This is a genomic window from Butyrivibrio sp. MC2013, from assembly GCF_000424585.1.
Taxonomy (GTDB): domain Bacteria; phylum Bacillota; class Clostridia; order Lachnospirales; family Lachnospiraceae; genus Butyrivibrio.
On the sequence record NZ_AUKE01000004.1, the window covers coordinates 92,935 to 119,269 of the forward strand.

22 protein-coding genes and 1 other RNA gene are annotated in these 26,335 nt (G+C 42.7%); 4 read left to right on the top strand and 19 right to left on the bottom strand.

Annotated elements, in window-relative coordinates:
• Positions 1 to 268: 268 nt before the first annotated feature.
• The 4 genes from G636_RS19220 to G636_RS0101950 all read right to left on the bottom strand — a co-directional run bounded on the left by G636_RS19220 (position 269) and on the right by G636_RS0101950 (position 4,293).
• Positions 269 to 1,117, bottom strand: coding sequence for a glycosyltransferase family 32 protein (locus G636_RS19220; protein ID WP_051226393.1), 849 nt, complete (start codon positions 1,115 to 1,117; stop codon positions 269 to 271).
• 69 nt (positions 1,118 to 1,186) lie between these two features.
• Positions 1,187 to 2,149, bottom strand: a complete 963-nt coding sequence (locus G636_RS0101935) for an alpha-1,2-fucosyltransferase (RefSeq protein ID WP_026506649.1) — start codon at positions 2,147 to 2,149, stop codon at positions 1,187 to 1,189.
• A gap of 297 nt (positions 2,150 to 2,446) precedes the next feature.
• Positions 2,447 to 2,683, bottom strand: a complete 237-nt coding sequence (locus tag G636_RS16895) for a hypothetical protein (RefSeq protein WP_155832293.1) — start codon at positions 2,681 to 2,683, stop codon at positions 2,447 to 2,449.
• Between the two features lie 491 nt (positions 2,684 to 3,174).
• Entirely contained in the window at positions 3,175 to 4,293 is a 1,119-nt protein-coding gene (locus G636_RS0101950) for a hypothetical protein (RefSeq protein WP_026506650.1), read from the bottom strand.
• 203 nt (positions 4,294 to 4,496) lie between these two features.
• Here G636_RS0101950 and G636_RS20445 point away from each other — a divergent pair, with 203 nt between their 5' ends.
• Positions 4,497 to 4,694, top strand: coding sequence for a hypothetical protein (locus G636_RS20445; RefSeq protein WP_196803008.1), 198 nt, complete (start codon positions 4,497 to 4,499; stop codon positions 4,692 to 4,694).
• Between the two features lie 44 nt (positions 4,695 to 4,738).
• Here the strand turns inward: G636_RS20445 and G636_RS16910 are convergent, their stop codons facing one another.
• Positions 4,739 to 5,770 carry a hypothetical protein gene (locus tag G636_RS16910; RefSeq protein ID WP_051226394.1) on the bottom strand — a complete coding sequence of 344 codons (1,032 nt, stop codon included), beginning with the start codon at positions 5,768 to 5,770 and terminating at the stop codon, positions 4,739 to 4,741.
• 109 nt (positions 5,771 to 5,879) lie between these two features.
• Between G636_RS16910 and G636_RS0101965 the strand changes: the two genes are divergently transcribed.
• The 3 genes from G636_RS0101965 to G636_RS0101975 all read left to right on the top strand — a co-directional run bounded on the left by G636_RS0101965 (position 5,880) and on the right by G636_RS0101975 (position 6,989).
• A complete protein-coding gene (locus G636_RS0101965; RefSeq protein WP_026506651.1) occupies positions 5,880 to 6,218 on the top strand; it encodes a helix-turn-helix domain-containing protein in 339 nt (112 codons plus the stop codon).
• Between the two features lie 106 nt (positions 6,219 to 6,324).
• Positions 6,325 to 6,690: a type II toxin-antitoxin system RelE/ParE family toxin gene (locus G636_RS0101970; RefSeq protein ID WP_026506652.1), complete on the top strand. Its 366-nt coding sequence runs from the start codon at positions 6,325 to 6,327 to the stop codon at positions 6,688 to 6,690.
• Positions 6,687 to 6,989 carry a helix-turn-helix domain-containing protein gene (locus G636_RS0101975; RefSeq protein WP_026506653.1) on the top strand — a complete coding sequence of 101 codons (303 nt, stop codon included), beginning with the start codon at positions 6,687 to 6,689 and terminating at the stop codon, positions 6,987 to 6,989. Before G636_RS0101970 ends, G636_RS0101975 begins: the two co-directional genes overlap by 4 nt.
• 113 nt (positions 6,990 to 7,102) lie before the next feature.
• Here the strand turns inward: G636_RS0101975 and G636_RS0101980 are convergent, their stop codons facing one another.
• The 14 genes from G636_RS0101980 to G636_RS0102045 form a co-directional block, all read right to left on the bottom strand.
• Positions 7,103 to 8,755: an amylo-alpha-1,6-glucosidase gene (locus tag G636_RS0101980; RefSeq protein ID WP_026506654.1), complete on the bottom strand. Its 1,653-nt coding sequence runs from the start codon at positions 8,753 to 8,755 to the stop codon at positions 7,103 to 7,105.
• A gap of 82 nt (positions 8,756 to 8,837) precedes the next feature.
• Positions 8,838 to 9,986 (bottom strand): GntR family transcriptional regulator, encoded by a 1,149-nt coding sequence (locus tag G636_RS0101985; protein WP_026506655.1) that lies wholly within the window; start codon positions 9,984 to 9,986, stop codon positions 8,838 to 8,840.
• A gap of 370 nt (positions 9,987 to 10,356) precedes the next feature.
• Positions 10,357 to 11,685: an ABC transporter substrate-binding protein gene (locus G636_RS0101995; protein WP_026506657.1), complete on the bottom strand. Its 1,329-nt coding sequence runs from the start codon at positions 11,683 to 11,685 to the stop codon at positions 10,357 to 10,359.
• A gap of 158 nt (positions 11,686 to 11,843) precedes the next feature.
• Complete coding sequence (locus G636_RS16915; RefSeq protein ID WP_051226395.1) at positions 11,844 to 12,707, bottom strand: carbohydrate ABC transporter permease; 864 nt, start codon at positions 12,705 to 12,707, stop codon at positions 11,844 to 11,846.
• A gap of 13 nt (positions 12,708 to 12,720) precedes the next feature.
• Entirely contained in the window at positions 12,721 to 13,659 is a 939-nt protein-coding gene (locus G636_RS16920; RefSeq protein ID WP_051226396.1) for a carbohydrate ABC transporter permease, read from the bottom strand.
• Positions 13,660 to 14,183: 524 nt separating this feature from the next.
• Positions 14,184 to 15,461 carry a glycoside hydrolase family 125 protein gene (locus tag G636_RS0102010; protein WP_155832295.1) on the bottom strand — a complete coding sequence of 426 codons (1,278 nt, stop codon included), beginning with the start codon at positions 15,459 to 15,461 and terminating at the stop codon, positions 14,184 to 14,186.
• A 31-nt stretch (positions 15,462 to 15,492) separates the two neighbouring features.
• Positions 15,493 to 16,593: a glycoside hydrolase family 76 protein gene (locus tag G636_RS16925; protein WP_051226397.1), complete on the bottom strand. Its 1,101-nt coding sequence runs from the start codon at positions 16,591 to 16,593 to the stop codon at positions 15,493 to 15,495.
• Positions 16,594 to 17,107: 514 nt separating this feature from the next.
• Positions 17,108 to 17,486: a transfer-messenger RNA gene (gene ssrA / locus G636_RS19850) on the bottom strand.
• Positions 17,487 to 17,564: 78 nt separating this feature from the next.
• Positions 17,565 to 18,029 carry an SsrA-binding protein SmpB gene (gene smpB / locus G636_RS0102020; RefSeq protein ID WP_026506659.1) on the bottom strand — a complete coding sequence of 155 codons (465 nt, stop codon included), beginning with the start codon at positions 18,027 to 18,029 and terminating at the stop codon, positions 17,565 to 17,567.
• A gap of 40 nt (positions 18,030 to 18,069) precedes the next feature.
• Positions 18,070 to 20,220 carry a ribonuclease R gene (gene rnr / locus G636_RS0102025; protein ID WP_051226420.1) on the bottom strand — a complete coding sequence of 717 codons (2,151 nt, stop codon included), beginning with the start codon at positions 20,218 to 20,220 and terminating at the stop codon, positions 18,070 to 18,072.
• A gap of 369 nt (positions 20,221 to 20,589) precedes the next feature.
• Complete coding sequence (gene secG, locus G636_RS0102030) at positions 20,590 to 20,847, bottom strand: preprotein translocase subunit SecG (protein WP_026506661.1); 258 nt, start codon at positions 20,845 to 20,847, stop codon at positions 20,590 to 20,592.
• A 210-nt stretch (positions 20,848 to 21,057) separates the two neighbouring features.
• Entirely contained in the window at positions 21,058 to 22,734 is a 1,677-nt protein-coding gene (locus tag G636_RS0102035) for a M3 family oligoendopeptidase (protein ID WP_026506662.1), read from the bottom strand.
• A 104-nt stretch (positions 22,735 to 22,838) separates the two neighbouring features.
• Positions 22,839 to 24,644 (bottom strand): oligoendopeptidase F, encoded by a 1,806-nt coding sequence (gene pepF, locus G636_RS0102040; protein ID WP_026506663.1) that lies wholly within the window; start codon positions 24,642 to 24,644, stop codon positions 22,839 to 22,841.
• 226 nt (positions 24,645 to 24,870) lie between these two features.
• Entirely contained in the window at positions 24,871 to 26,199 is a 1,329-nt protein-coding gene (locus tag G636_RS0102045; protein WP_035778570.1) for an MATE family efflux transporter, read from the bottom strand.
• Positions 26,200 to 26,335 lie beyond the last annotated feature (136 nt).

Genomic DNA, 26,335 nt, shown 5'->3' on the forward strand with positions numbered 1-26,335 from the left:
ATTGCACCATTTCAGCAAGCATCTAATAAGGATACATACAAGGTATACAAAAGATTTCCTAATATAGCACCAGTTGTGTCTTATCCATTACATCGCAGGAATCGTTTTACAGGAAGACGAAGCACTATTATCCAGCAGCAGAGCAATAAGGGAAAATGTTACACAAAACGCGTGGCAGCCATATAGCTGCCACGCTATAAAAATCTATCTTCTTGAGATCACATCATACTATACATTACACCGCAACAAAAATTCAATCATTAGATTATCAAAGCTTTGGTAATTCAAGACCATGTAGCTGTGCTTGCGAATATGCATAAAATGGAATATACTTATTCTTTTTTTTATATCTAATAGATCTAACAGCTATACGTACTTTATCATATACCCAAGGAAAGCTTATCAAAAAAGCCTTTACGAAATCTTTGAAAGAACGAGTTGTTGACTTATTGTTTCTCCAAACACCATCACAAAGATGAATAGCATAATGCTTGCCATCCAGCCTTCCTATTTCAAACATCTCCTTGGGATAGATAACGAAATCTCCCATATCCTGAAATTTATTATTTAATATGAACTTTGGATAATGATTTAAAATATAATAAGTAAAATAATAATTACTAGTAGGTGCAAAGCCATTGGTATGCAGCATCCCATCTTCTTTCCACTCTATAGGCTTTCCGCTTTCATTATGGCTTATAAGGGTCTTGTCATACATATCCATAAGGCCCTTAATAAACGGATTTCCCTTGCGAGATCCTATAATAGCTGTTCCCACAGAACACTCATATATAAAATTCAGAAAACAATTATGCTTCAAAAGATCGTCAAAAGATTTATTAACCATAACATCCGTATCCAAATAAATACCGCCATATTCATATACAGCCTTAAGCCTGTAATAATCACCAATAAAGCCTAATCTGTGCTCAGCATATGCTGTTCTGACAAAATCATTTTCATCAAAACTACAATTACTCTCATCCCACCTTTTAATCTCGTAGCCTTTTAGCTTTGACCATGAATCCAGACATGATTGTAAGTGATCTGGAATAGGCTTCCCCCCAAACCAGCAATAATGAATTATCTTTGGAATACTATTCTGCACTATAGACATACTTACCTCACTCACATTCTTAAAAAACTATTTTTGTTTTATTACAGTATTGGTTATATAAAAAAGCCATCAATTTATTGGTATTTGAATAAATGATTTTTCTAACAAAGGCCACTTTACATTTGGACGATACCAAATATCTGGACTAACAACTATTTTCTCTTCATTTCGAGACAACCACTGAGCCCACCAACTAAAAGTTGAGTTGGATATAATAAAATGCTTACAACCAGACATCAATCGTAATTTCTCCCATACAGGATCAATTCCCGTCTCATATAATACTACTCCCTCAATATCAATGTTTTTTTTCACCCATTCAATATCGTCAGAAAACATTATAAAAACAGGATTTTCAACTCTGTTACGAATCTCTGCTATAGACCTTTCGAAATATGTCTTATCGCAAATGCTAAAAGTTTTTCGAGCTTTAGCATTTGATTCATAATCTCCTCGTCTGATTGAAATGCATACAGAGTTTGTATTACAAATAGTATTATACAATTCCCTATTTGCTAGCACTTCTTTTTTTGAACTCAATTCTTCCAATAATTGTTGTCTAATATCATTAAATAAACTACTTTTTTCAAATGGTCCTGCAACATAATAATTTTTTTTCTTCATTTGGTCCGGTAGTCGAAAATTCTTCAACGCCTCTGTATGAAATGGATGCATTATAAACAACCCATGTTTCCAAAGGATACTATTAAAATGCATAAAAAATCCACTTCTTTTATCCTTCATCACATGAAAAGCGATGCTATAAACTCCATATAAAAGCTTTTGAGATAAGTCACCTGTTTTTAGAATAACCTTTAATAGACTCTCATCAACAGTTAAATACTTCTTCGTGCTAAAATAATTTAAAGAATCTTCAAAACCATCTCCATCTTTTGTGTGTAGAATATTAACTTGACGTTCATCAAAAACAAGTTCAGAACAACCGCCTGTATATTTCTCATCAATGGCGCGGGAAATAGCATAGTAAAATAGCTGATTTCCGCACCTACCATTCACATAAGTAAAAACCATTTATGTACCTTTCTCCAAAGAGCCATTTTTAATATCTATAAAAAGTATCTCTACGCCAATATATCAATAAACCCATGAACGCTCCTACGATTATACTATAAAAGCTCTCGTTTTCATAATGTTTTTTATTTTCACAATAAAGCACCGGACAGGCCCAAGCCCATCTGACGCCATACTATACATCTATTCCAAGCTCTCGGCACTCAATCTCCCGTGCTTGTAATATAAAAAACGCGGGACAATACCAACACGCTGTGATATTGTCCCGTACACATAAGCTTTTGCGACTTATACAATTCAATCAACAATCCCATACTTTTTGTACAGCTTCATTCTCTCCCTGGCTGAAGCTCTTAGCGCTTTGTTAAATTCCTTACCGCCGGGTTCTAGTGACATAAGGAGTCTAGCAAGCATGTCTGCGCCTTCTTCGCGACCCTCTTGGCGGCCCTCTTGGCGGCCCTCTTCGAGGCCCACTTTGCGTGCTTCAGCTCTCTCGTCTTCCATTATTTCCTGCAAAGCCTTACACACCTTCACTTGTCCTCCTTCTGCCTCACTTACAGATAAACTGGGGCCAACGTAAGTATTGATCATATCAACAGATATCCATTGTTTTCCCTTCTATGTGATTAATTAAATCACGAAACATATCTTTGTCATCAGATGCACGGATAAACTCCATAACTATTCCCAGCTCAGAAGAAAAGCCTCAACTTGCAGATGACCTTCTGTATGAAGTTGTCTGCCCTTAAGTTTGTCCTCGGTTACATTCATTTCCTAACATCTCCTAAAGTTCAGCACTTCGCCGATGTTTGCAGCCATCGGTTTACTATGGCTTCTGCTGACTTCTCGCCATTCGTTGTTACTACGGCTTCTTACTCTGTTTTCACCGCTCACAAGATTCTATATTCATAACAAGTCTTCGTGAATATCTGGGCACATTTACCTGAGAAATATTATATGAAACTTTTGAAAAAATTTTTTCCCACGAATCAAAATTATCATCCTAAGATTCACGTAGACTACAGCTAGTAATTGCACCATATTTCTATGAACTTATCAAATCTTGGCAACTTTGCTTGAAGATATCCTCTTTTTTCATCAGAAAAGAAGTGTTTATCAATAAGTCGATCTCTATACATATTATATGCGTCAGGATTAGACATGTGAGCTTTGGTATCTTTGGCCTTCCCAGTCTTTCCTTTGTAGAAGCTTCGAATAAAATCCTGTTCCCTATCAGTCAGTTCAGGCCAATCCAAATTATAAGACTTGAACAAGGTCCTTTCATAGTCAGGAATCAGATCTTCAAGTTCCTCTGAACTTTTCTTGTTGAAGTATAATGAGCCTAGTACTTGGTATGCATATGCATATCCAAGGGTCAAATCATATAATCTCTTTGCTTCTGCTGCATCCACACCTAAATATTTTTCGTAATTACTTGCAATATCAAATTTATCAAGCGGTTTAACTTCTCTTGTATCTCCGCGCCTAAAAAAAGACAGGCTCTTGGATATAGTCTCACTCCTAGGATCTTTCTTATTTACTGTAAAAAACTCTTCAATATTCTTTGAAAGTCCACTCACGACAAGATATACCCTTCTCCCCCTATTAAACATAGTTCCTAATATAGACAAGAGTTCTACTGTGCTTTCAGTCTTTGAAATATCATCTATCATGACAAGAACATTTAGTTTTTTCTTATTTGCTTTAGCAATCATGCTAGCTAATACAGCCTCTTTATCAAAATAATTATTATTTTCAGCATAGGTATTGATTACTTCTATGCTTCCTTTTCCTGATATTATCGGTATACCAGCCTCAGCAATTGCATTTGTTTTGACAGATATTTCCTTCTTTTTATCATTAATAAATTCTTCCTGGCTAAGATATGATATAAGCGCTGTGACACAACTACCCTCAGCAGCAAGCGGGTATACCAGCCAGTTTTTGTCTTTTTCAAGTGTCTGCAGCACCTTGCCATATTCTACGGACTTCCCGGAACCTCTAAGTCCCGTTATTTTATACACATATTTTGAAGAATCCTCACTTTTGAAATTTGCAATGATTTCATCTGCAATACCGCAATCAATATAAGGTTTCCCTGCAACTCCAGGTGTAAGAGTGAATGGATCAATTTTAACAGCCATAAGCTCTCCATATCTGTTTTACTATTGAATAGCAAATTTTACTATTATTTACTTATTTTTACGCTTTTTTACTATTTTAGTATCGTTTTTACTATTAATCAATATATTTTACGCAATCAAAAAATGAGAAGGGAGAGCGCGAACCATCTTTTCAGACAGTCAGCTACATTGCAGACACCTTCAACACCTCCGTCGACTATCTATTGGGGATAAGCGATGACCCTACATGTAAAAGCATTACTATAAGCTCTGAAGAAAAGCCTCAATTATATGCGCTTATCGAATCCATCAAAGATGATGATTCACAGATTAAAAGATTGATGGCTTATTACAACAAAATCCGAAATGAAGGATTGGAAATCAAGAAAGGGGCAATAAAATACGGAACAATACCATTATAATTTGATATTGTCCCGTACACATAAGTTTTTGCGGCTTATACAATTCAATCAACAATCCCATACTTTTTGTACAGTTTCATTCTCTCCCTGGCTGAAGCCCTTAAAGCTTTGTTAAATTCCTTACCGCCGGGTTCTAGTGACATAAGGAGTCTAGCAAGCATGTCTGCGCCTTCTTGGCGACCTTCTTCACGGCCTTCCTCACGGCCTTCCTCGCGCCCCTCTTGGCGGCCTTCTTCGCGACCCTCTTGGCGACCCTCTTCGAGGCCCACTTTGCGTGCTTCAGCTCTCTCGTCTTCCATCATTTCCTGCAAAGCCTTACACACCTTCACTTGTCCTCCTTCTGCCTCACTTACAGATAAACTGGGGCCAACGTAAGTATTGATCATATCAACAGTAGTCATATCCATTGTTTTCCCTTCTATGTGATTAATTATATCACGAAACATATCTTTGTCATCAGATGCACGGATAAACTCCATAACTATTCCCAGCTCAGAAGAAAATTTTGTAAAATTCTCGATTTCATCTGGAGTGATGAGATTTAGCTTATAATCATCAACATACTTAGCCACTCTTGGATCAACTTCACCAAACATATCAAATAAAGATCTTGGTCCATCCCATTTCTTTTTGTCAAAGCAAATACACAATGTTATTACAGGTAATATATGATCTGTCTTGGCAAAACCTGACAGCTTCTCCGCGCCTTTCAGATCCCCATTTTCTTCATGCCTCTTCCTTATATCCTCAACTTGAGCAGAATAATTGAGAGCATCATAGAGATAATCCCTTACAGGCATAGCATAATGAATATTGGCTTGACCTTCTATACCCAGCAGAATCAGTGTAGCAAACTTGCTATGCTTAATGTTACATAGTTTAAGCACATCTCTCATTTTCTGATTCGCAAATACTTTATTCATATTCTTTATAACTGCAAGCTCTGTAGGGTCCTGTTCCTTCAAATCCTCAGGCTTTATCACATTATCTCCGCCAAAGAGATAGTAATTAAACGCATCAGCAAATATATCATTCTGCGAAAGGTATTGTTTTGTGAGAACATCCTTTTTCCCCATTTTCTCCCTCTTTTTGAAATTTTATCTTGTATAATATTTTAACCAACGGTTATAATATACATATCCAATGGTTATATGTCAACATCATTTTTCTTTCAGGAGGTACAGCATGGAATTCAAACCGGACAGACTTATAAAAATCAGGGAAGAAATGGGAATAAACAAGGCAGAAGCCGCAAGGAGGCTGAATATGTCAGCTATGGGCTACGGGAGATATGAGAAGGGTGAGCGCGAGCCGTCTTTTCAGACAGTAAGCTTTATAGCCGACACGTTCAATACCACAGTCGACTATTTATGTGGAATCAATGACGATCCTACAAGCAAAAGCATTACTATAAGTTCAGAAGAAAAGCCGCAATTATATGCACTTATTGAATCAATCAAAGATGATGATTCACAGATCAAAAGGTTGATGGCCTACTACAACAAAATAACAAAGCAGAAATAATAAGTTCCATCAATATCCAACATTTCAATAAGCATCATATGTAAATATTGATTTTTGGACGCATTTTTGCTATCATAATATCAAACTAATAACTAGGAGTATATCAGTGTTTGAAATTGATTTCTATCGTACCACAGACGGATACTGTGACATTGAAAGTTTCCTCGAAGATCTAGAACAGCGTTCATTAACGAATAAAGACGCAAGAATACAGTTCAAACAAGTTGCGCAATACATTCAGTTCCTTGCTGATCACGGGACCAGGCTTGGTGAGAATATCACAAAACACCTTGATGGTGATATTTGGGAATTACGTCCAGGAAATAACCGAGTTTTATTTTTTTATTTCAAAAACAATACTTTTGTGCTATTACACCATTTCCGTAAAAAAACACAAAAGACACCCAAACGGGAAATAGAGCGCGCAAAATCCGAAATGAACGATTGGAAATCAAGAAAGGGGCAAAAATGAGTGATTGGACAAATTATAAAAATAAAGTACGTATGAACAATCCTGAGATTGGAAAAGATCTCGATGAGGTAGAGGAAATTTCCGCTATAGTCGGCGCCATGATAGAACAGCGCCACAATCTTGAACTATCCCAGCGTGATCTTGCTGATCTATGCGGCATTCCGCACTCTTCCGTTGCAAGAATAGAGTCAGGAAAAAGCACCCCAAACCTCTCCACCCTGCTTAAGATTTTCAAGCAATTAGGCTTAAGCTTCACCGTACAACCTATAATGAAAGCTGCAAGCCCCTCAAAATCATAACCGAAAAGGCTAGAGTCAAACTATTTTATTTAATAACCATACTAGTATTTGCACAAAATACGGGTTAGATTCCCCTCGGAATCTAACCCATAATTTTTCTCAATGCCAACTTATCAGCATATCTCACCTTTTACCTTGCCATCTTCGCGCCATATCCTGACGTTCACAAGCTTATCTCCCATAGGAAGACCTGTGATCGTAGCTTCATTCATACCTTCAGGCAGGTAGGGATCTATAGTAAACTCTCCATCTTGATACTTTAGCCCGGCGATCCCGTAGAAGATCATAGACCAAAAGGCTGTGCCGCTCCAGGTCTGCTTATCGCAGGATTTCCAGAGGATCATATTGTATTCCAGCTCCTGCAGGCCGCCGTATATCTCTCCTGTTACAGGATGATATATCTCTGCAAATTGCATATCACGCACCGCCCTTAAAGCCATGGTTTTAAGCTCTGTATCGAATTTATCGCCATACCCTGCCTTCCTCATAGCCAAAGCCCAGAAGCCCTGAGCATGAGGCCATACAGTGCCGCTATGACGTCCGTAGTGCATAATGGGAGTATCATCAGCCTCATCAGCGCATGCATGATCATCAATCTTCAATGAGCTGTCAATGGTATCCCCGGGCTTAAGCTCACCGCTCATATTATATCTATACCTGGGGAATGCCGGCCATACAACAGGTATACCCTCAGGACTGATATAGGTATTCTCAGCGATACTGCGGATTTGATCATCATCAGCTATGTCAAATAATATTGCAAAGCTCTGACCTATAGCTTCCGTATAATCACAGCGCAGCTTATCATCAAATATGTAATCATAGCGGCCGGTCTTCTCATTCCAGAAATGAGCATTGATGCTATCCTTTAAAGCCAGGGCCTTATGATTCCACAAATTATATTTAACTCTCCAAAGCTCTGTATCAAATTCACCCCTCTTACCAAAACCATTATATAAGCCAGCATCAAGAATCATGTCCTTGGTTATAATAAACATATCAGCTGGGTCTAGCTCCTTAACAGGCGCTTGGCTTATGCACTTCTCCCACATCCTGGCAGCTGCCCTGTATGCCTCGCAATATGCAATGTTGGTAGACAGCGCCTTCATGGGCACGCCGCAGCCCGAAGAAGCCAGTTCACCTTTATTTGCTCCCGGCCAGTCCAGGATGCCTGATCTGCCGCCTTCTGTATGAGCGTATCTGTCAGGATAAGCCGATATGCCATCGCCGTATACAGCTGCCCCGCGAAAGAGTCCGTCTGCAGGGTCATACTCCTCTTCTTCCATCTGGATAAAAGTATTATCAGCTACCTCAAGGGCAAAAGAGCGAAAGTCATCATCTCCAGTGATATCACAGTATCTGTCAGCAGCAATGATCCATAATATCTTGTCCCAATACTGGCCGCCTACGCGCACCCTGCCGTCACATACCTCCAGAACTGACAGCATGGTATTCTTTGCAACATCAGGATCAAGCAAAGCAACCGCATTACCAGTATTGATAGCAGTATCCCTGGTCCATGGCGTATCATAATCAAGGCCCGCCATGACGCACATCTTTTTTTCTGTCATATAGGGCGTACTAGCGCTCACAGTATCAGCCGCCTTATCATCTGATAATGCGGATTCTGAGACGCCCACGTCGCAAGTTTTATCCGCATCCCCCGATACCTTTTCACAATAAGGCAAATAGTTTGCTCTTATATCTCCCAGTGCTATTCGGGCAGCGCGGTTTATTAGTTCATTATCACTATAAAAGCTAATCATCTTTCTCAACCTCAAATAAAAAAGGGGCTGCCGATTTGGCTGCATACAGCAATACTGCAGCAAACCGGCACCCCACCCAAGTTTACTGATTATTCTTGATAAGTGTATAAGGTATATTCTCCCTGCCCGTTACGTCTTCACCCCTCATCCTGTGCGCCAAAAGCCTCATAGCTGTCACGCCCATCTGGAACTGGTTCTGTATGATGTGGTCGTACTTTTGCATAGGATCCAGGATTCCATCGAAGCCGTCGAAATAGACGATGCTCTTTTTCTTTTCCAGTCCCTTATCCAGAAGCACACGGTAGAGATCTGCAGCCACGCTGTATTCAGCAGCATAGTAGGCAGTCACATCCTTGTGGCTGTCGATATATTCAGAGAGCCTGGTCAGGACGTTCACTTCCTCTTCGCTCTGACTATCATCCTCATCAGTTGGGAGATAGACATCCAGATCCCTGATCCAGAGGGACTGGTCTGTAACCAGACCGTTCTGACTCATTCCCTGCAGGTATCCTCTGAAGCGCTCGTTGATAGTAGAGGTTTCAAAAGATGAATGGGACAAAAAGCATATCTTCTCATGTCCCTGGTCGATAAGATGCTGGGTCAGCTCGCAGCTGGCGCTGAAGTTATCCGTAGTGACCACAGGCACGGGGATGCCCTTTAATTCTCTGTCGATGAGCATAATGGGAAATTTGGTAAAGCAGAGCTTTATTATATCCTCGTTATAGACTTCGCCCTGGGCACACATGAGGATCAGGCCCTTCACCCCAGTAGAGAGCATATCCTGCAGAGCCTTCTTCTCATTTTCCATAGAGCCGTAGGTCAGACGAATCTGCATGACAAAGCCTCTCCTGGTGCATTCGTACTCAAGCCCCCTAAGGAGATCGCAGCCAAAGGTCGCGCCAAAAGAGTCCATTATGACACCAATAGTAGTTGGTATACTATTATCATTTTCAAAGGCTCTGTCTCTCTCATCTTCATCCACAGAGTCCATTTGATCCAGATGGGTACTGCCCTTTACATTCAGGACAAAGGTCCCTTTGCCGGGTTTACGCATGACATATCCTCTGTCAGCAAGTATTTCCAATGCCTTTTTACTGGTTATACGACTGACGCCATAGCTGTCAGAGAGTTCTTTTTCCGAGGGGAGCCTGCTCTCCGGAGGATACTGCCCATTTTGTATACCATTATATAGATCCATATAGATTTTCTTGTACATAGGTTCATATGCCATGTTTTCCCCCTCCGAGATCAGTTATATATCAAACACACCCAATTCGGTAAGCTCAGAAGTGCAGGGATGCACTTCTATGTCTTATACATGGATGTATTTTGACATGTTCAGAAGTGCAGGGATGCACTTCTATGTCTTATATACATGGATGTATTTTGACATGTTCAGAAGTGCAAGGATGCACTTCTATGTCTTATATAACATATCATATCAGGTATACAATGTCTAATGTCTTCATGCTCAAATCCAGTAACTGTAAGGTTTTTGCTCATAACCTCATTACACAATAACTCCGTATCCGGCCATATTACACCTCCGGATACGGAGTCATTTATAGGGATTAAAGTTTTTTAATCCATTGTGTTAAGCTTTACTGTGCAGCAGCTATAACTGCATTGACCTGATCAGCCAGATCCTTCAGTACGTTGAAGTCTCCGCTTCCTTCGCCATCGATGAGCTCATTATAAGCTACATCCCAGAGCTTGCTGGCATCAGAGCCCCACTCAGCTGCGTAACGAACTGCACACTTGTCGCTTCTCTCCATCATGTTGGTAACAGCGTCAGCAGCTTCGCCGTGGCCTTTTTCTCTAACTGTGTCAAAGAATACCTGAGCAGATGCCTCATGAGCACATGCAGCAACAGGAGAAACCTTCAGAACATCCTTATATACATCAGAAGACAGGAATTTAAGGAGCTCCCATGTCTCTTCAGGATGAGCCAGATCCTTCTTTGCAGACCAGCCTACGAAGTCATAAGGAACTGTAGCCTTTACGCTGCCCTGAGGAAGAGGAGCATATCCCCAGTTCAGATCGGGACAGTTGTTCAGCAGAGAGTTGATCTCCCACTGACCATAATACATAAGCGGGATAGCACCTGACTCAAACATAGACTGTACATCTGATCCGTCATAGCTTCTGGAAGGGATAGTGCCATCTGCAATAAGTCCGCTGATCCTCTCAGCAGCTTCTATCATCTTGTCATCAACTGTTACCTTCTGAGTATTGGTAATATCATCTACAAACTGAGATCCACCCTCAGCAACTGCCAGATTGGTTATACCAAATATATCAGTATTCAGACTGTAGAGACCGTATGTACCGGCGGATGTATCTTTGAGCTGCTCAGCCATGTCAAAGAGGTCATCCCATGTCCAGTCTGTAGCAGGCTCGGACAGGCCCTTTGCAGCCAGGAGATCCTTGTTGTAGAAGATACCATATACGTTAGCCAGTCCGGGCAGGCCATAGCACTTGCCATCATACTGCCAACCATCCATAGCTCCCTTGTAGAAGCCGTTTATAAAATCAGGCTCCTTCTCTACATATTCTGTCCAGTCATAGAGCATGCCCTTTTTGAAGTTAGCATTTGCACCGTCATAGCCCTGCTGGAAGATATCCAGATCATCTCCTGCCTGGATCATAGCTGTGATCTGCTGGCCATAATCGCTATAGGAGCCGGACAGCACCTTAACCTTGATATTGGGATGCTGTACGGAAAAGACTTCATCGCAGGCCTTCTGGATAGCTGCATTCATAGTGTCATCTTCCCAGTCGGTAACATAGAGAGTGATCACACCATCATCTGATGCATCATCGCTTCTGGATTCCCCTTTTACTGCAGAAGCTTCTCCTGAACCGCATCCGGCCAGCATCGCTGTTGTAGTAGCACAGACAAGTAAAAGTGACAGTAGTTTCTTTTTCATTTGTAACCCTCCTTCAATAATTCTGTTTTTCTCTTCTTTTTCTCATGTATTTATATCTCCCCAGAAAGCCCTGTAATATGCATTTTGGTAGAGAACATGATTCGCCGTCTTGTTTCTGATATAGATCTAACCTTAATAAAACTTCCCAAATCGTAGGATCACTTAACACCTGATGCAGTCATAGATCCCAGGCCTTCCATAAAGTAATCCTGGAATACAAAGAACAGGACCAGAATAGGAAGGAAATACACAATATCCGCCGCCATAAAGAGGTTCCACTCAGCACCGTAGCTGCCTGCGCTAAGCCTTGCCACTGCCAGTGACAGTGTCCACTTTTCAGGTTTGGAGATGACATACAAGAGGGGCGTCATGTAGTCATTCCAAGCTCCCTGAAAAGAGGATATTGCCATATATGCAATGAGGGGTTTGCACAAAGGTGCGATAACCTGCGAGAGGATCTGCAGATTGGAAGCACCGTCGATCTTGGCTGCTTCGTCATAAGATTTTGGAACAGTGCTTAGGAACTGCCTTGTAAGGAATGTGTTAAAAGGGCTTGCCAGAAATGCCGGGATTATCATGGGAAGCCAGGTGCCATAAGCGCCAATCCTTGACCAGAAGCGGAACATAGGCATCACAGTTACCATACCGGGGATCATCATACTTCCGATGATCAGGTAGAACCATACTTTTCTTCCCTTAAAACGAAATCTGGACAACGCATAACCTACGCTCAGGCTACTGATGATAGAACCTATCATGACAAGCACTGCCACAAAGAGTGTATTGAGAAACCTTCTCCAAAAGTCTACCTTCACAAGTCCCTGAGTGAAATTCTCAAAATGGAAACTATCCGGTATCCACTGTGGCGGCATCTTAAATACCGCTACATTATCCTTAAGCGCTGTTGTGAGCATCCACAGCACAGGCATTACCATGGGTATGCCAAAGACTATGATCAGACAATATCTTATGAGGATATTCCTCATTTCATTAGCTTTTTTATTTTGTAACCTCTCTCCCATTAGACCCCCCCGCTTATTCGTTGTCATAATATACATATGTTTCTGATTTCCTGAATACCACTACTGTCAGTACCATAATGATGATAAAGAGTATCCAGGCTTCAGCACAGGCTCTGCCGTATTTCGCATCACCAAATGCCGTTCTGTATATATCAAAATTTACAAAGTGAGATGCATAACTTGGTCCGCCGCCTGTAATAACAGATGCCTCTGTAAAGGCCTGAAGTCCGCCGATGAGACCTGTGATCAGCTGCATGAATAAGATAGGAGTGATCATAGGAATGGTGATATGTCTGAACTTGGCCCATCCTCCTGCTCCGTCCAGCTCGCAGGCTTCATAGAGCTCTGCAGGTACTGACTGTAGTCCACTGAGGAAGATCATCATCATTCCGCCTACTGTCCACCACTTGATGATACTAAGTGCTACCAGTACCGCATTCTCATCAGTAAGCCAGCCTACTGTGGGAAGGCCTATCTGCCTGAGTGCGCCGTTTAACAGTCCCGTATCGCTCTTAAAGATAAACTGCCAGAGGATAAGTGCAGCTACTGCAGGTACAATTGTGGGCAGATAATATATCACGCGGAAGATCTTGATGCCCGGCAGCTTCTTATTCAGAAGTACCGCCAGTGCCAGTCCCAGGATCAGCATGATTGGCACATTGATCAGTGCGTATTCAAATGTTACCAGGAGTGATTTCTTGAAAATGGGATCTAACGTAAGAATATATTTATAATTCTTGATCCCCGCCCACGCAGGTGGATTATATCCGTCCCAATCACAAAAAGAACAATACAGAGAATAGATAAGTGGATATACGCAAAATAGCGGAAATCCTATAAGAGTAGGGATCATGAATGTATATCCCTGAAATGTCTCTGTTTTCCAAAAGGGCTTCTTCCCCGCTTTCGCATCTGCCCTGTCACTGTGTTTCTTTTCCAAACTAATATCCATAAGCCCCCCTCCCTAGAAATAAAAAATTTTTGACTAACAGATCACTTCCAAGACTAAAAGCTCTGGATCGCTGATCTGATCGAAGAAAACCCACATAATTGATATATCATTTGATATATGGTATGTATACATCATATCCATTGATATATCATTTGTCAATATCATGATATCATTTTTATATATTTTTATTCCTATTTAGTTAATTTTTGCATGGAAGCTTTTTGTAACCGGATATTATTAGTGAATATTTACAGCAAAAATGTTGATAGGCGAGATATGCCCAAGCAATATGGCATCTGTTAGATATCTGATCTTATGTAATAAAAAAAGTGCAGATGTCAGAGAGTCAAGACTCGCTCGCGAGTCTTGCGCGCCGGATTCGGGGCTGCTTCAGCAGACAAATTCCTGTCCGAATCCGTGCGCATCCTCGCGGAGCGTTTAACTCAGTCGGAGCTTGTACTCCGACTGAGTTAAACACTCTCTAACAACTACACTTTATATGTACTAAAAAGCACTTACCTATATCAATAAAAGAATTCCTCTTCCATCAGCTTATCCAGCAGCTCCCCAAAGAGTGAATTGGCCCAGGCAAACCACTCTCTTGTAAACTTTGTGGGATCATCAGGATCAAAGGATTCATGCATGAAGTTGCAGCCCGCATGGCTATCCGCGATCATGGACAGGCAGTCTCTTATCTCAACAGGATCATCAGAGGTCAGCGCCTGCATTACTATGCCTATATGCCATACGTAGCCTGCAGGCGTATGGGGGCTACCCATACCTGCAGCAGCCTTACCGCTAAAGTAATAGGGATTATCTTCTGAGAGGACAAAATTCCTGGTATTCTTATACAACTCAGAGTCCCTATCACAACAGCCCAGGTACGGCAATGCCAAAAGGCTTGGCGAATTTGCATCATCCATCAGATTATAATTGCCATATCCATCTGTCTCATAAGCATATATATCCCCATACTTTGGATGCTTTACAATGGCGTAGTCCCTGATGCCATCCTCTATTTCTTCCTTAAGGGCTTTGCACCTATCAGCCAGCTCTTCATCCTTGTAAGAGCTGCTGCATATCTCTGCAGCATAGCCAAGAGCAGTAGCTGCCATGAGATTAGAAGGCACCAGATATCCAAATCTGCAGCAGTCATCCGAAGGCCTAAAACCAGACCAGGTCATGCCGGTCACATTCACAGGTCTACCCTTACCCTTTCCCGGGAGTGTATCTGACTTGACGCAGTCATACCTTCTAAAAAAGTAATCAGACTGTGAATGATCCTGCTCTGTCTCAAATACAGTCAGGATTTTCCCTATCATCTGCTTGTAGCTGTCTGTAAAAATCTCATCAATTCCCGTAGTCTTCCAATAATTATATGACAGATACAAAGGTGCGCAGAGGGAATCCACCTCATACTTACGCTCCCATACATGGTCATTGAGCTCAGTATCATCCTGGTGTCCCAGGCCATTTGCTGATTCGTTAAATGCATTGGCATAAGGGTCTATGCATACCAGCTCTGCCTGCTTGGCTATGACTCCCTCCAGTATCCTCTGCAGATCCTCGTCCTGACTTGCATATCGCACATAGGGCCTTACCTGAGCCGCAGAATCTCTCAGCCACATAGCTGCTATGTCTCCGGTTATCACAAAATAGCTGCCATCCTGAAGCTCTTTAACAGTAGTCTCAATGGTATTAAGAAAGCACTGCTTTACAAGTGGAGCCAGTGGCTTATATTTCTCATTGTAGTATTCTTCCAGCTTCCTTGCTCTTTCTTCCAGTACTTTAGGTATCCTCATCAGTCTTCACCTTTCCTTTAATTTTTATATCTTACATTCCGATCACAGCAAAAAACTGTGCGATGGCTGCAGAGCAGCCCCAGGGCATATAAAAAGTCTCTTCTGACTTCTCCCCCCACAAGGTCCAGATCATGCCCTTGCTGTTTTGATTGCTCCATGCGGTATCAGCATTTAGTTTCATCCAGTCTTTGTACTGCTCCTGACCTTCTTCTATTACCAGTTTGCCAAGCCACCTGGCCAGTATCCCCTTAAAGCCCGGCAGATCCCCGCCTTCATCCTCATTATTGATCACACCCTTTTGATACATATCATTCATGGTATAATCAGCAGCTGCTATGGCATTATCCAGGTATTTCTCATCTCCTGTCAGCTCATGAAGGAGCTGTGATGCTCCTATAAATGTTCCCTGATTATATGTTGAGCACCAGGTATTAAATGTTCCGTCAGCCTCGATATTGTCGTATACTGCGCCGTTTTCCTGATATAGCGTATCGACTTCCCACTGATATATCTTCAATGCTTTTTCCAGATATACCTCTTCACCTGTTATACGATTAAGCAGGCACGCGGCTATAGTCGCAGGGCCATTAATGCAGGCATTCTTGCAGGTCCTATCCGTCTTCCAGAGAAGTCCTCCGCCCAGATCATCAGTCCATGCTCTGTCATATACCAGGTTAAAATTAGTAACTGCCCTGTCCAGGTATTCCTGCTCTCCTGTGAGCTCATATGCCCTGGCGCAGCCTATTGTCATCCACATGATGTCATCGTTAAATGTGTTGTAGGCCCAGTCATCTCCATAATTATCAATGAATCCATGATAGAGCTGATCCATAAGAGTATGATATTTCTCATCCCCGGTCTTCTCATAGGCATCAACTACTATCTCGAACATCTCAGCCTCTGTCCAGAATGCGCCTCCCACTATCTGGCCGCGCTGGCCATCCTCTTCTAGCTTATAAAATCTGTCCGTGAATTTTTGCAACGCTTCTTCTGCCCTTTGAACCACGGCCCCCTCCTCCTTTTTACTCTTTATCTTCACTGTCGCATAAGCTGTAAGACAAGTGCACAACAATAATACTGCGGCTGCTATTATAGATACTGCCAGTCTCCTCTTCCCCCATAAGTCCTTCATTACCTTCTCCTTTCAGCGTCATAGTAGTCTTGCAAAAGCAAAGTAAATCATGAAGTTATTCACAGATATTTTCTTTAGTTAGAAAACAGTACACATATGATTTTCTATATTAGACACCCACATCTTGATATCCATAATATATATCATTAATTGATATGTCAATATGTCATTTGCGCTATTTTTATTTATAATATGACGTAAGGGTCAAAAGTCATTTCGATTCGAGCTTGCTCGAAATCGAATATGAATTTATGACCCGCAAAACATGAGCAAAGTAGCACGTAGTGCGGAATGCATGGATGCATTTCGACATGTCCAGAAGTGCAGGGAGGCACTTCTATGTCGTAATTATGCGAATGTTTTAGGATTGTGAGAGTTTCGAAGAAACGGAACAATCCGTTAGTCATAAGGTGTCAAAAGGAACTTTTGACACCTACCTCATAATATGATATGGCAAGCAGAATACAAAAACCGCCGAACTTGTCTACGAGACAAGTTCGGCGGCAAAAAATTTAAGTGGAGTAGACGGGAGTCGAACCCGTGTCTTACCCAGACTCATCGGCCCTTCTACGTGCTTAGTTTACCTTTATACAGATACGCTGGAGAGCAAACCAACCTTTCCGCATCCGGCTGATGATGGTCTTAGAGGCACTTCTCAACAGCTTACTTTATACCTCGCAGCCGACTAGTTTGAACCCACAAGGATACAGCGGCGATACCTTGTCGGGCTTACACCGGCATTTCAGCCGATGGCGCGTCTGAGACTATGCTCAGGCAGCGGCTAATGCATAATCGTTGTCGATTATTCTTTGGTGACATTTTTAAAGCAGATCATCACCGACTGCTGCACGCTTCTTCCGACCCATCTGACCAATCGAAACCGTGACTACCCCTTATTCAGTTATGCTGATCATATACAGCTTTATCATTATATACAATCAGCACTATCTTTTCAATATACTGAAAATTTATCATTTTAGCCTGAGCTTATACTCTTTTTCTACCTGCCTTTGCTGATCACGCTTAGCAGCGGTCTCCCTCTTGTCATAGAGCTTCTTACCTCTGCCAAGGCCTATCTCCACCTTGACGCGGCCCTTCTTGAAATATACCTGGAGAGGCACGATGCTATAGCCCTGTTCCTTGACTTCCTGCTCCAGCTTCCTGATCTCCTTCTTGTGAAGGAGGAGCCTTCTGACTCTCAGCGGTTCACGATTAAAGATATTGCCATGCTCATAAGGGCTGACATTCATGCCGCAAAGCTGGGCTTCCCCCGCCGTGATCACCACAAAAGCCTCATTAAGGCTGCACTTGCCTGCACGGATGGACTTTACCTCCGTACCAAACAGCTCTATACCGGCTTCATATTTATCTTCAATAAAGTATTCATGGTATGCTTTCTTGTTATTGCATACCAGCTTGATCTTCTCTTCTGCCATACCTGTATGCTATCCTCTTTATCTATATTATTCTCTGCTGTTAATCCAGCATCTCAAAGTCTATCGTCTTCTCCACCCTGTCAGCAGCTCTTACCCTGATCCTGACCTTTTCACCCAGGCTGTACACCTTGCCAAAGTCTGTACCTGTCAGCGTATAATTATCCGGATCAAATTCATAGTAATCATCTGTCATATCAGAGAGCCTGATCAGACCCTCGCAGGTATTCTCCAGCTCTACGAATATGCCAAAGCCTGTAACACCCGAAATAGTACCCTCGTACTCTTCTCCGATATGCTCTTCCATGTACTGAGCCTTCTTGAGCTTATCTGTCTCGCGCTCTGCTTCATCAGCCCTGCGCTCAGTTTCAGAAGAGTGATTAGCCACTTCAGGCAGTATCTCAGCATAATGAGCCATCTTCTTGTCATCCATCCTGCCACGCAGGAAGTCCTTGATGATCCTATGTATCTGCAGATCAGGATATCTTCTGATGGGAGATGTAAAATGGCAATAGTACTGAAGCGCCAATCCGAAATGTCCGCTGCATTCTGTAGTATACTTGGCCTGCATCATACTGCGAAGAGCCACCCTGGATATGATGGCCTGCTCCGCACTTCCGGATACCTTGGACAGGAGCTTCTGGATCTCCATGGGCCTGATCTCATCAGACTTGAAATTCAGATGATATCCAAAGCCTCTGACAAAAGAGGCCAGTGCATCTATCTTCTCAGGTCCAGGCTGCTCATGGGTCCTGTATACAAAGGGCATCTGCAGCCAGTAGAAATGCTGTGCCACAGTCTCGTTGGCAGAAAGCATAAAGTCCTCTATGAGCTCATGTGCTGCATTTCTGATCTCAGGCTTTATGCTCACAGGCTTGCCCTCGCTGTCAAGGACAATCTTACTTTCTACAGAGTCAAATTCCACTGCTCCGCGCTTTGTCCTCTTAGCCTTGAGGATCCTTGCAAGCTCATACATATCCTTGAACATAGGCACAAGCTCTGCATATTTCTCACAATCTTCAGGATCTTCATCCAGGATGATACGAGCCACTGAGTCGTATGTCATCCTCTTATCCACATTGATGACAGACTCCACTATGTCATGGTCTATTATATCGCCGTTTCTGTTGATGGTCATCAGGCAGCTTAGCGCCAGCCTGTCTTCTCCCTGATTCAATGAGCATATTCCGTTGGAAAGCTTGTGAGGCAGCATGGGGATCACCCTGTCCACCAGATATACGCTGGTGCCTCTCTTCTTGGCTTCCCTATCCAGTGCAGAATTCTCCTGCACATAATTGGCCACATCTGCAATATGCACGCCCAGATGAAAGAGTCCCTTGTCATCCACAGTAACATTAACAGCGTCATCCAGGTCCTTGCTGTCAGCGCCGTCTATGGTCACCATCTGCACATCTCTCAGGTCTCTTCTGCCTGCCATATCAGCTTCACTGACGCTGTCAGCAGTGCGCTCAGCCTGGTTCATCACCCTCTCAGGGAATTCAAAGGGTATATCATAAGCTTTAACAATAGATATGATATCCACACCGGGATCATTGATGTTACCGATGATCTCCTTGACCCTGCCCTCAGGGCTCTTGCCATTATCCATATCGCCGTAGTCTGTTATCTCTACAACGACTTTATCTCCATCCACAGCACCTCTGCTCTTCTCCTTCAGGACAAAGATATCGCTGGGGATCTTCTTGTTATCAGGCCTTACAAAGCCGTATGTTTTGGAAGCTTCATATGTTCCTACAAGCTCTGTTATGCCGCGGACCAGTATCCTACCAACCCTGCCTTCCTTCCTGGGACCGGATGAGGGCACCAAAACCACTGACACAGTATCCCCCGGAAAAGCTCCCTTTGTCTCACCCTGAGGGATATAGATGTCTTCGTCCTTTCCCTCTACTGTGACAAAGCCAAAGCCCTTGCTATTACTTGTAAAAATGCCTACGATGCCCCCATCTGAAGGAGCATATCTTCCGCGCTTTGTTCTCTCTATCATGCCGCAGCTCATAAGATCATCAAGAATAGCTGTCAGCTCATCTCTGTCCTCACTGGCCACCTGAAAAAAGACTGCCAATTCCTTTTCCTTCATAGGCACATAAGAAGCCTCGTGGATAAAGTCATTGACTTTGGCTCTTCTCTCTTCGTAGCTGTCAGATTTTATAAAGCCTTCGTCAGTATCATTCATATGGCCATTACGGCCCGAGCTTTTACTGTTTATACTACGTATACTGTTTTTATTTATTTTATTAGTTTTCGTATTTCTTTTCTTATCTGTCATTTCTTCCTTTATCTGTATTTTCTTCTCTTTTCCGTATTTTCTTCTCTTGTCAGTTTTTTCTTCTCTTGTCAGTTTTTTCTTATTTTATCTGGATCTTCTTCTCTTATCTGTGATATCGCTCTCTATTATTATCTATTATATGACGTAAGGGTCAAAAGTCATTTCGATTCGAGCTTGCTCGAAATCGAATGATTTAGGATTGTGAGAGTTTTCCCTTATGAGAATAAAAAAATACGGCCCCCGCAGTAACACGGGTGCCGCATAATCAAGTCTTTCTCAGTCAACAATTCCTGTATTCAGGAAGATAGCCAGCACAAAGAAGAGAACTGAAAGAATGATAGTAGCTCTCAGCATCCTGCCTTCCTTGGAACGGCCCTTATTCTTAACGTAGTAAGTTTCAGAAGAAGCCTGGCCTGTAAGAGCTCCAAGTCCCTGTGACTTACCCTGCTGCATTGTGATGATAACAACAAGTGCAACACAAACACCCACATATATTAAATTGCAAAGCAGTTTAACTATAAAACCAACAGTCATTTCAACCTCCGCTGCCATCAATTTGGCAATAGATTAGTATGTCTGTGACACAGACCTTGTTAAGAATAACACAGAAAGTGCTACATTTCAAGCCATTTATACCCTAATATTGCAAAAACATATTAAAACTATCATTACAGCGCTACTGCGTAAAACAACTTCTGCAGCAGCACGGGTCATCACTGATAGCAAGCGATCATTTAAGCCATATCAAAGTCCATACTTCTGCTCCAGCTGGCTTACCATATACTTAAGACTGCCATCCTCAAAGGGATTGTTCAGTCCTACCTTTACAGCCAGGCCGCTGAAGAAGTCTGAAGCTGAGAGTCTGCACAGTTCCAGATATGACTTCCAGGCTGCCTTGTAGTCCTTGTCCATCCATACCTTGTACTGCAGAGCGTTGGTGCCTGCTATGCAATAATCGATGTAATAAAGCGGGCTGTCGTAGATATGGTGCTTATTCTGCCAGAAGGCACCGCCTTCATAGAGAGCATTGCCTGAATAATCAAGGTGAGGCTTGTACTGACGCTCCAGATCGTGCCATACGCCGTTCCTGTCCTTGGGTGAGAGCCCCGGATTCTCATAAGCGATATGCTGGAACTCATCTACCATGGTACCGTAAGGGATGAAGATCACAGAATCCTCAAAGTGCATCTTCACATAATCATCTGCCCTCTCGCCAAAGAAGAGCTTCATCCAGGGCTCGGTGAAATATTCCATGGACATGGAGTGAGTCTCTGCTGTCTCCATTGTGATATCCATATGCTCTCTTACCAGCTCATTTCTCACTACAAATCCCTGGAATGCATGTCCGCACTCATGGGTGATCACGTCCACGTCAGAGCTGCTTCCGTTGAAATTAGCAAAGATAAATGGTGACTTGTAATCCGGGATAAAGGTCATGTATCCGCCGGATTTCTTGGTCTTTCTTCCCAGCACGTCAAAGAGATCATTGTCGCACATAAAGTTCATGAACTCAGCTGTCTCGGGAGAAAGCTCATTGTACATCTTTCTTCCGGCTTCCAGGATCTCTTCAGGGCTGCCTGTAGGAGCGGGATTGCCATTTGTAAAATACACGCCCTCATCTTCAAAGTGGAGCTTATTAAGTCCCAGGCGCTGTCTCCTGATCTCGTGAAGTTTCTCAGCCAGAGGCACGATATCCTTCTTGACCTGCTCGCGGAAGGACTTTATCTCATCATACCCGTAGTCATTGCGCTGCATACGGGCATAGCCCAGGGGCAGGTAGTTGTCATAACCCAGTTCCTCTGCCTGCTTAGTCCTGTTCTTTACCAGCTTGTCATAAATATCATCCAGTTCTTCTGCATTTGCTGCAAAAAAGTCTGAATACTTCTTCCATGCTTCCTTTCTGACTTCAATATCAGATGAATTCAGATAAGGAGTCATAAGTGAGAGGTTGAGCTCCTCGCCCTTCCAGTCAATCTTTGCTGTAGCAAGGAGATTATTATAATCATCGGTGAGCTTATTCTCCTCTTCCATAAGAGGCAGGATCTTCTCGTCAATGGATTTCTCAGCCAGCTCCATATTTTTGAAAGCAACTTTGCCTATCTTCTCTTCCAGATAAGAGCGATAGGGGGACTTAAGGAGCTTTTTCTTGTAGTCAACAGACAGATTCATGATAAGGGGAATAGTGCTGTTAAAGAAATCATTCTCTTTCTTGTAATACTCATCTGTCATATCAACGTCATGACGGATCTCGGCTATGGTAGCCTGACTCATGATCCTGTCAGAAAGCTCGTAATACTTCTGATGAACTGCCCACTGCTCCTCGCCGCTGCTTGCTGCGTCAAAGTCCTTGCAGAGCGATTCAAAAGTGCTCTTGATCTCTTCCACATCAGGGCGCTTATATTCCATATCCTTAAATTTCATGCTTTATACCTCTTTTTAACGTATCCAAATCTTTGGGTCTCTGTTCTTAATCCGTATATCTGCACACTTTTTATGAACAGATATACGGATTGATATTATCTGCCTTATTTACTCAGCTCTTCCATCTCGTCAAGGAGTCCCTCGAATACATCCAGTGCTGAATCTATCACAGCAGGGCTGGACATATCCACACCCGCGATCTTCAGGAGGCTGATAGGATCTGTGCTGCAGCCTGATGAGAGGAACTTCAGATATCTGTCTACTGCGCTCTGGCCTTCCTTCAGGATGCCTGATGCCAGTGTGATAGCAGCTGCAAAACTGGTAGCATACTGATATACATAATAGTTGTAATAGAAATGAGGGATCCTTGCCCATTCGCTGCCAATCTCCTCATCTACTACCATATTATCGCCGTAATAGAGCTTGTTCAGTGCATAGTATTCCTTGTTCAGCTCTTCTGCTGTGAGAGTCTCCCCTCTTTCAACTATCTCATTGAGCCTCAGCTCAAACTCTGCAAACATAGTCTGACGATAGAGTGTGGTACGGAACTGCTCCAGGAAATAGTTGATCAGGTATGCACGCTTTTTCTTATCCTCTGTCTTGGACAGGAGGTGTCTCATCAGCAGTACTTCATTACATGTTGAAGCCACTTCTGCTACGAAGATCACATAATCAGAATATGCAACAGGCTGATTCTGGATAGACAGGTAAGAATGCATAGTATGACCTGTCTCATGGATCAGTGTGAACATGCTGTTAAGTGTGTCCTTGTGATTGAGCAGGATGTAAGGATGAGGTCTTGAACCTGCACCTGATGAATAAGCACCGCTCCTCTTTCCTTCATTCTCATATACGTCCAGCCATCTGTTCTCATAGGCTTCGTGTACCACCTTAAGGTAATCCTCGCCCAGGGGCTTTAATGCCTCGTATACGATCTCCTTTGCTTCTTCAAATGTTATCTTCTCATCAGCATCAGCCACCATGGAGCTGTAGATATCGTACATGTGCAGCTCGTCCAGACCCATGAGTTTCTTTCTCAAATCCATGTATCTGTGCATGCTGCCCATATGTCTGTGAACTGAGTCTATGAGATTGTAATATACGCTTGTAGGTACCTCTGTCCTGTCCAGACTTCTCTCGATATTTGAAGCATATTTTCTGGAACGGCTAAAGAATGTCTGCTGCTTGTAATGAGCATCCAGGATTGCAGCTGAAAGGCCCTCGTGCTCCTTCCAGGTCTTATAGAATGTCTTAAAGGCATTTTCCCTAAGGGTCCTGTCATTGCTCTCCAGCATAGGGATATATGTTCCCTGGGTCAGTCTGTGGCTCTTACCATCCTTGTCAGTTACTTCAGGGAACTTCAGATCTGCATCACGAAATACAGATCCAATATTCTCAGCACCTTCAGACATCTCTCCTGCAGATGCAAGGAGCTTCTCCTCCGCTGCTGAGAGAGTGTGCTCCTTCATGTGTCTTATCTTGTCAAGAGCTCTCCTGTAAGCTTCAAGTCCCGGCTCTTCCTTATAGAACTGATCCAGCTTCTCATTTGATATCTCCATGATCTCAGCATCAGAGAAGGATGCAGCACTGGATATCTTGGTCAGCAGGCCTACAGCCTTGCCTCTTCTGGCCTGATTAACAGAATTGGTCAGGTCTACATCAGCAGCCAGTGATGAATAACCATATAACTTGCCAATAAATACATCCAGGTCATCAGCTTTTTTAAACCAGTCAAGAAGCTTTGCACCGCTGTCTCCCAGATGTCCCTTAAAAGCTTCTATTTCCTCACAGATGCCATCTACCTTCTCGGCATCCTTGTCCCAATCTTCGGGAGTCTCATAGAGATCCTTCAGATTCCATGTATATTCCTCAGCTACTTCACTACGCTTTAAGATCTTATTTTCTTCCATTGAATCCTCCTGTATAAGTCGTAAGTTGATCTTATTATATATATTATTTATATACAATTGTTACTATAATATAAAGCTTTCTATATGAACAGTTAATTATATGATGTAAGGGTCAAAAGTCATTTCGATTCGAGCTTGCTCGAAATCGAATATGAATTTATGACCCGCAAAACATGAGCAAAGTAGCACGATTCTTTATTCAAGCAGCTGCCAATTAGAGACAAGCTTATTTAGTTTTTACGAACTTGCTAAAATCCATTTTCAGATATACTGTTGCAAAAGCAATTGAGCTCAGCGCCCAGGTTATGGGATATACCATATTCACAAAATTAATGTTATGAGCATAGAGGCCGGTAACATAGAGAAAGCTCACTCTGATGATGCACCAGCATACCATCATGACAACCATAGGTACTACTGCCTTGCCCACACCTCTCATAATTGCTGCCATAGCATGTGAAAAGGCCAGGAGGCAAAAGAATAAGGAGCAGGTCCTTCCCTTAACTGTCCCATACCAGATAGCCAGCTCTGAGCTGCTGTCAAAAAGTGCCACCAGATCAGGTATAAATATATAGGTCAATACACCTATTAACTCCGCCAGTATCACTGCGCAGGTTACACCAAACCTTGCACCCTTCTTTGCCCTGGACAGGTTCCCTGCACCCAGGTTCTGACTGATAAAAGTGGTGATAGCCATGGCAAAAGAAGTGATAGGCAGGAAGGCAAAGCCTTCTATCTTGGTATAAGAACCTATGCCTGCCATAGCATCCTCACCAAAGCTGTTGATATAAGACTGTACTACCACATTGGCAAAAGCTATGATGGAATTCTGAAATGCTGAAGGAAGTCCGTAGTGGAGGATCTTCCTGAGCATGGTCATATCAAATGCTATCTTGCCGGGAATGAGCTTGTAATCAGCATCTATTCTCATTAGCCTTATCATGCATAGTATGGCACTGACAAACTGAGATATAGCAGTAGCCAGAGCCGCAGCCCATACTCCCTGCTTAAAGCCGGCTATCAGGATCAAATCCAGACTGATATTGATAGCCGAAGAGATTATGAGATACATCAAGGGATGTCTGGAATCTCCCGACGCCTGCATAATGCCCACAAAGCTATTATACATTACAAAGCCCAGTGATCCTGCAAAATAAAACCTCATGTAGATAACAGACTGAGGCATTACAGATTCAGGCACTCCCATCCATCTGAGTATGGTAGGTGTACAGGTCACGCCTATCACAGTCATGGCAAGGCCTACTACAAGGCCCATAGCCACAGCGGTATGCACAGCCTTTGAAGTCTTCACCGCATCCCTGGCGCCTATATACCTTGCTATCAATACTCCTGCGCCCATAGACAGACCTATAAAGAAGCCTATGAGCAGAAATATAAGCGAACCAGCGCTGGTAACTGCCGACAAAGCAGATGTACCCAGCACATTACCTACTATGAGCGAGTCCGCCGTATTATATAACTGCTGAAAAAGGTTACCTACAAAAATGGGCAGTGCAAAGAAGGTCATCTTCTTCCACACAGATCCCTCAGTCATCAGATCCTTTTCTGATGCTCTCTTTGCAGATCCAATCCTTTCAGATTCCTTATTATCAGAAGCGACTTTAGGGCTGCTATCATTTATATCTGATTCGAACAATTTATCACTATTATTCGTAACAAACCTCCACAAT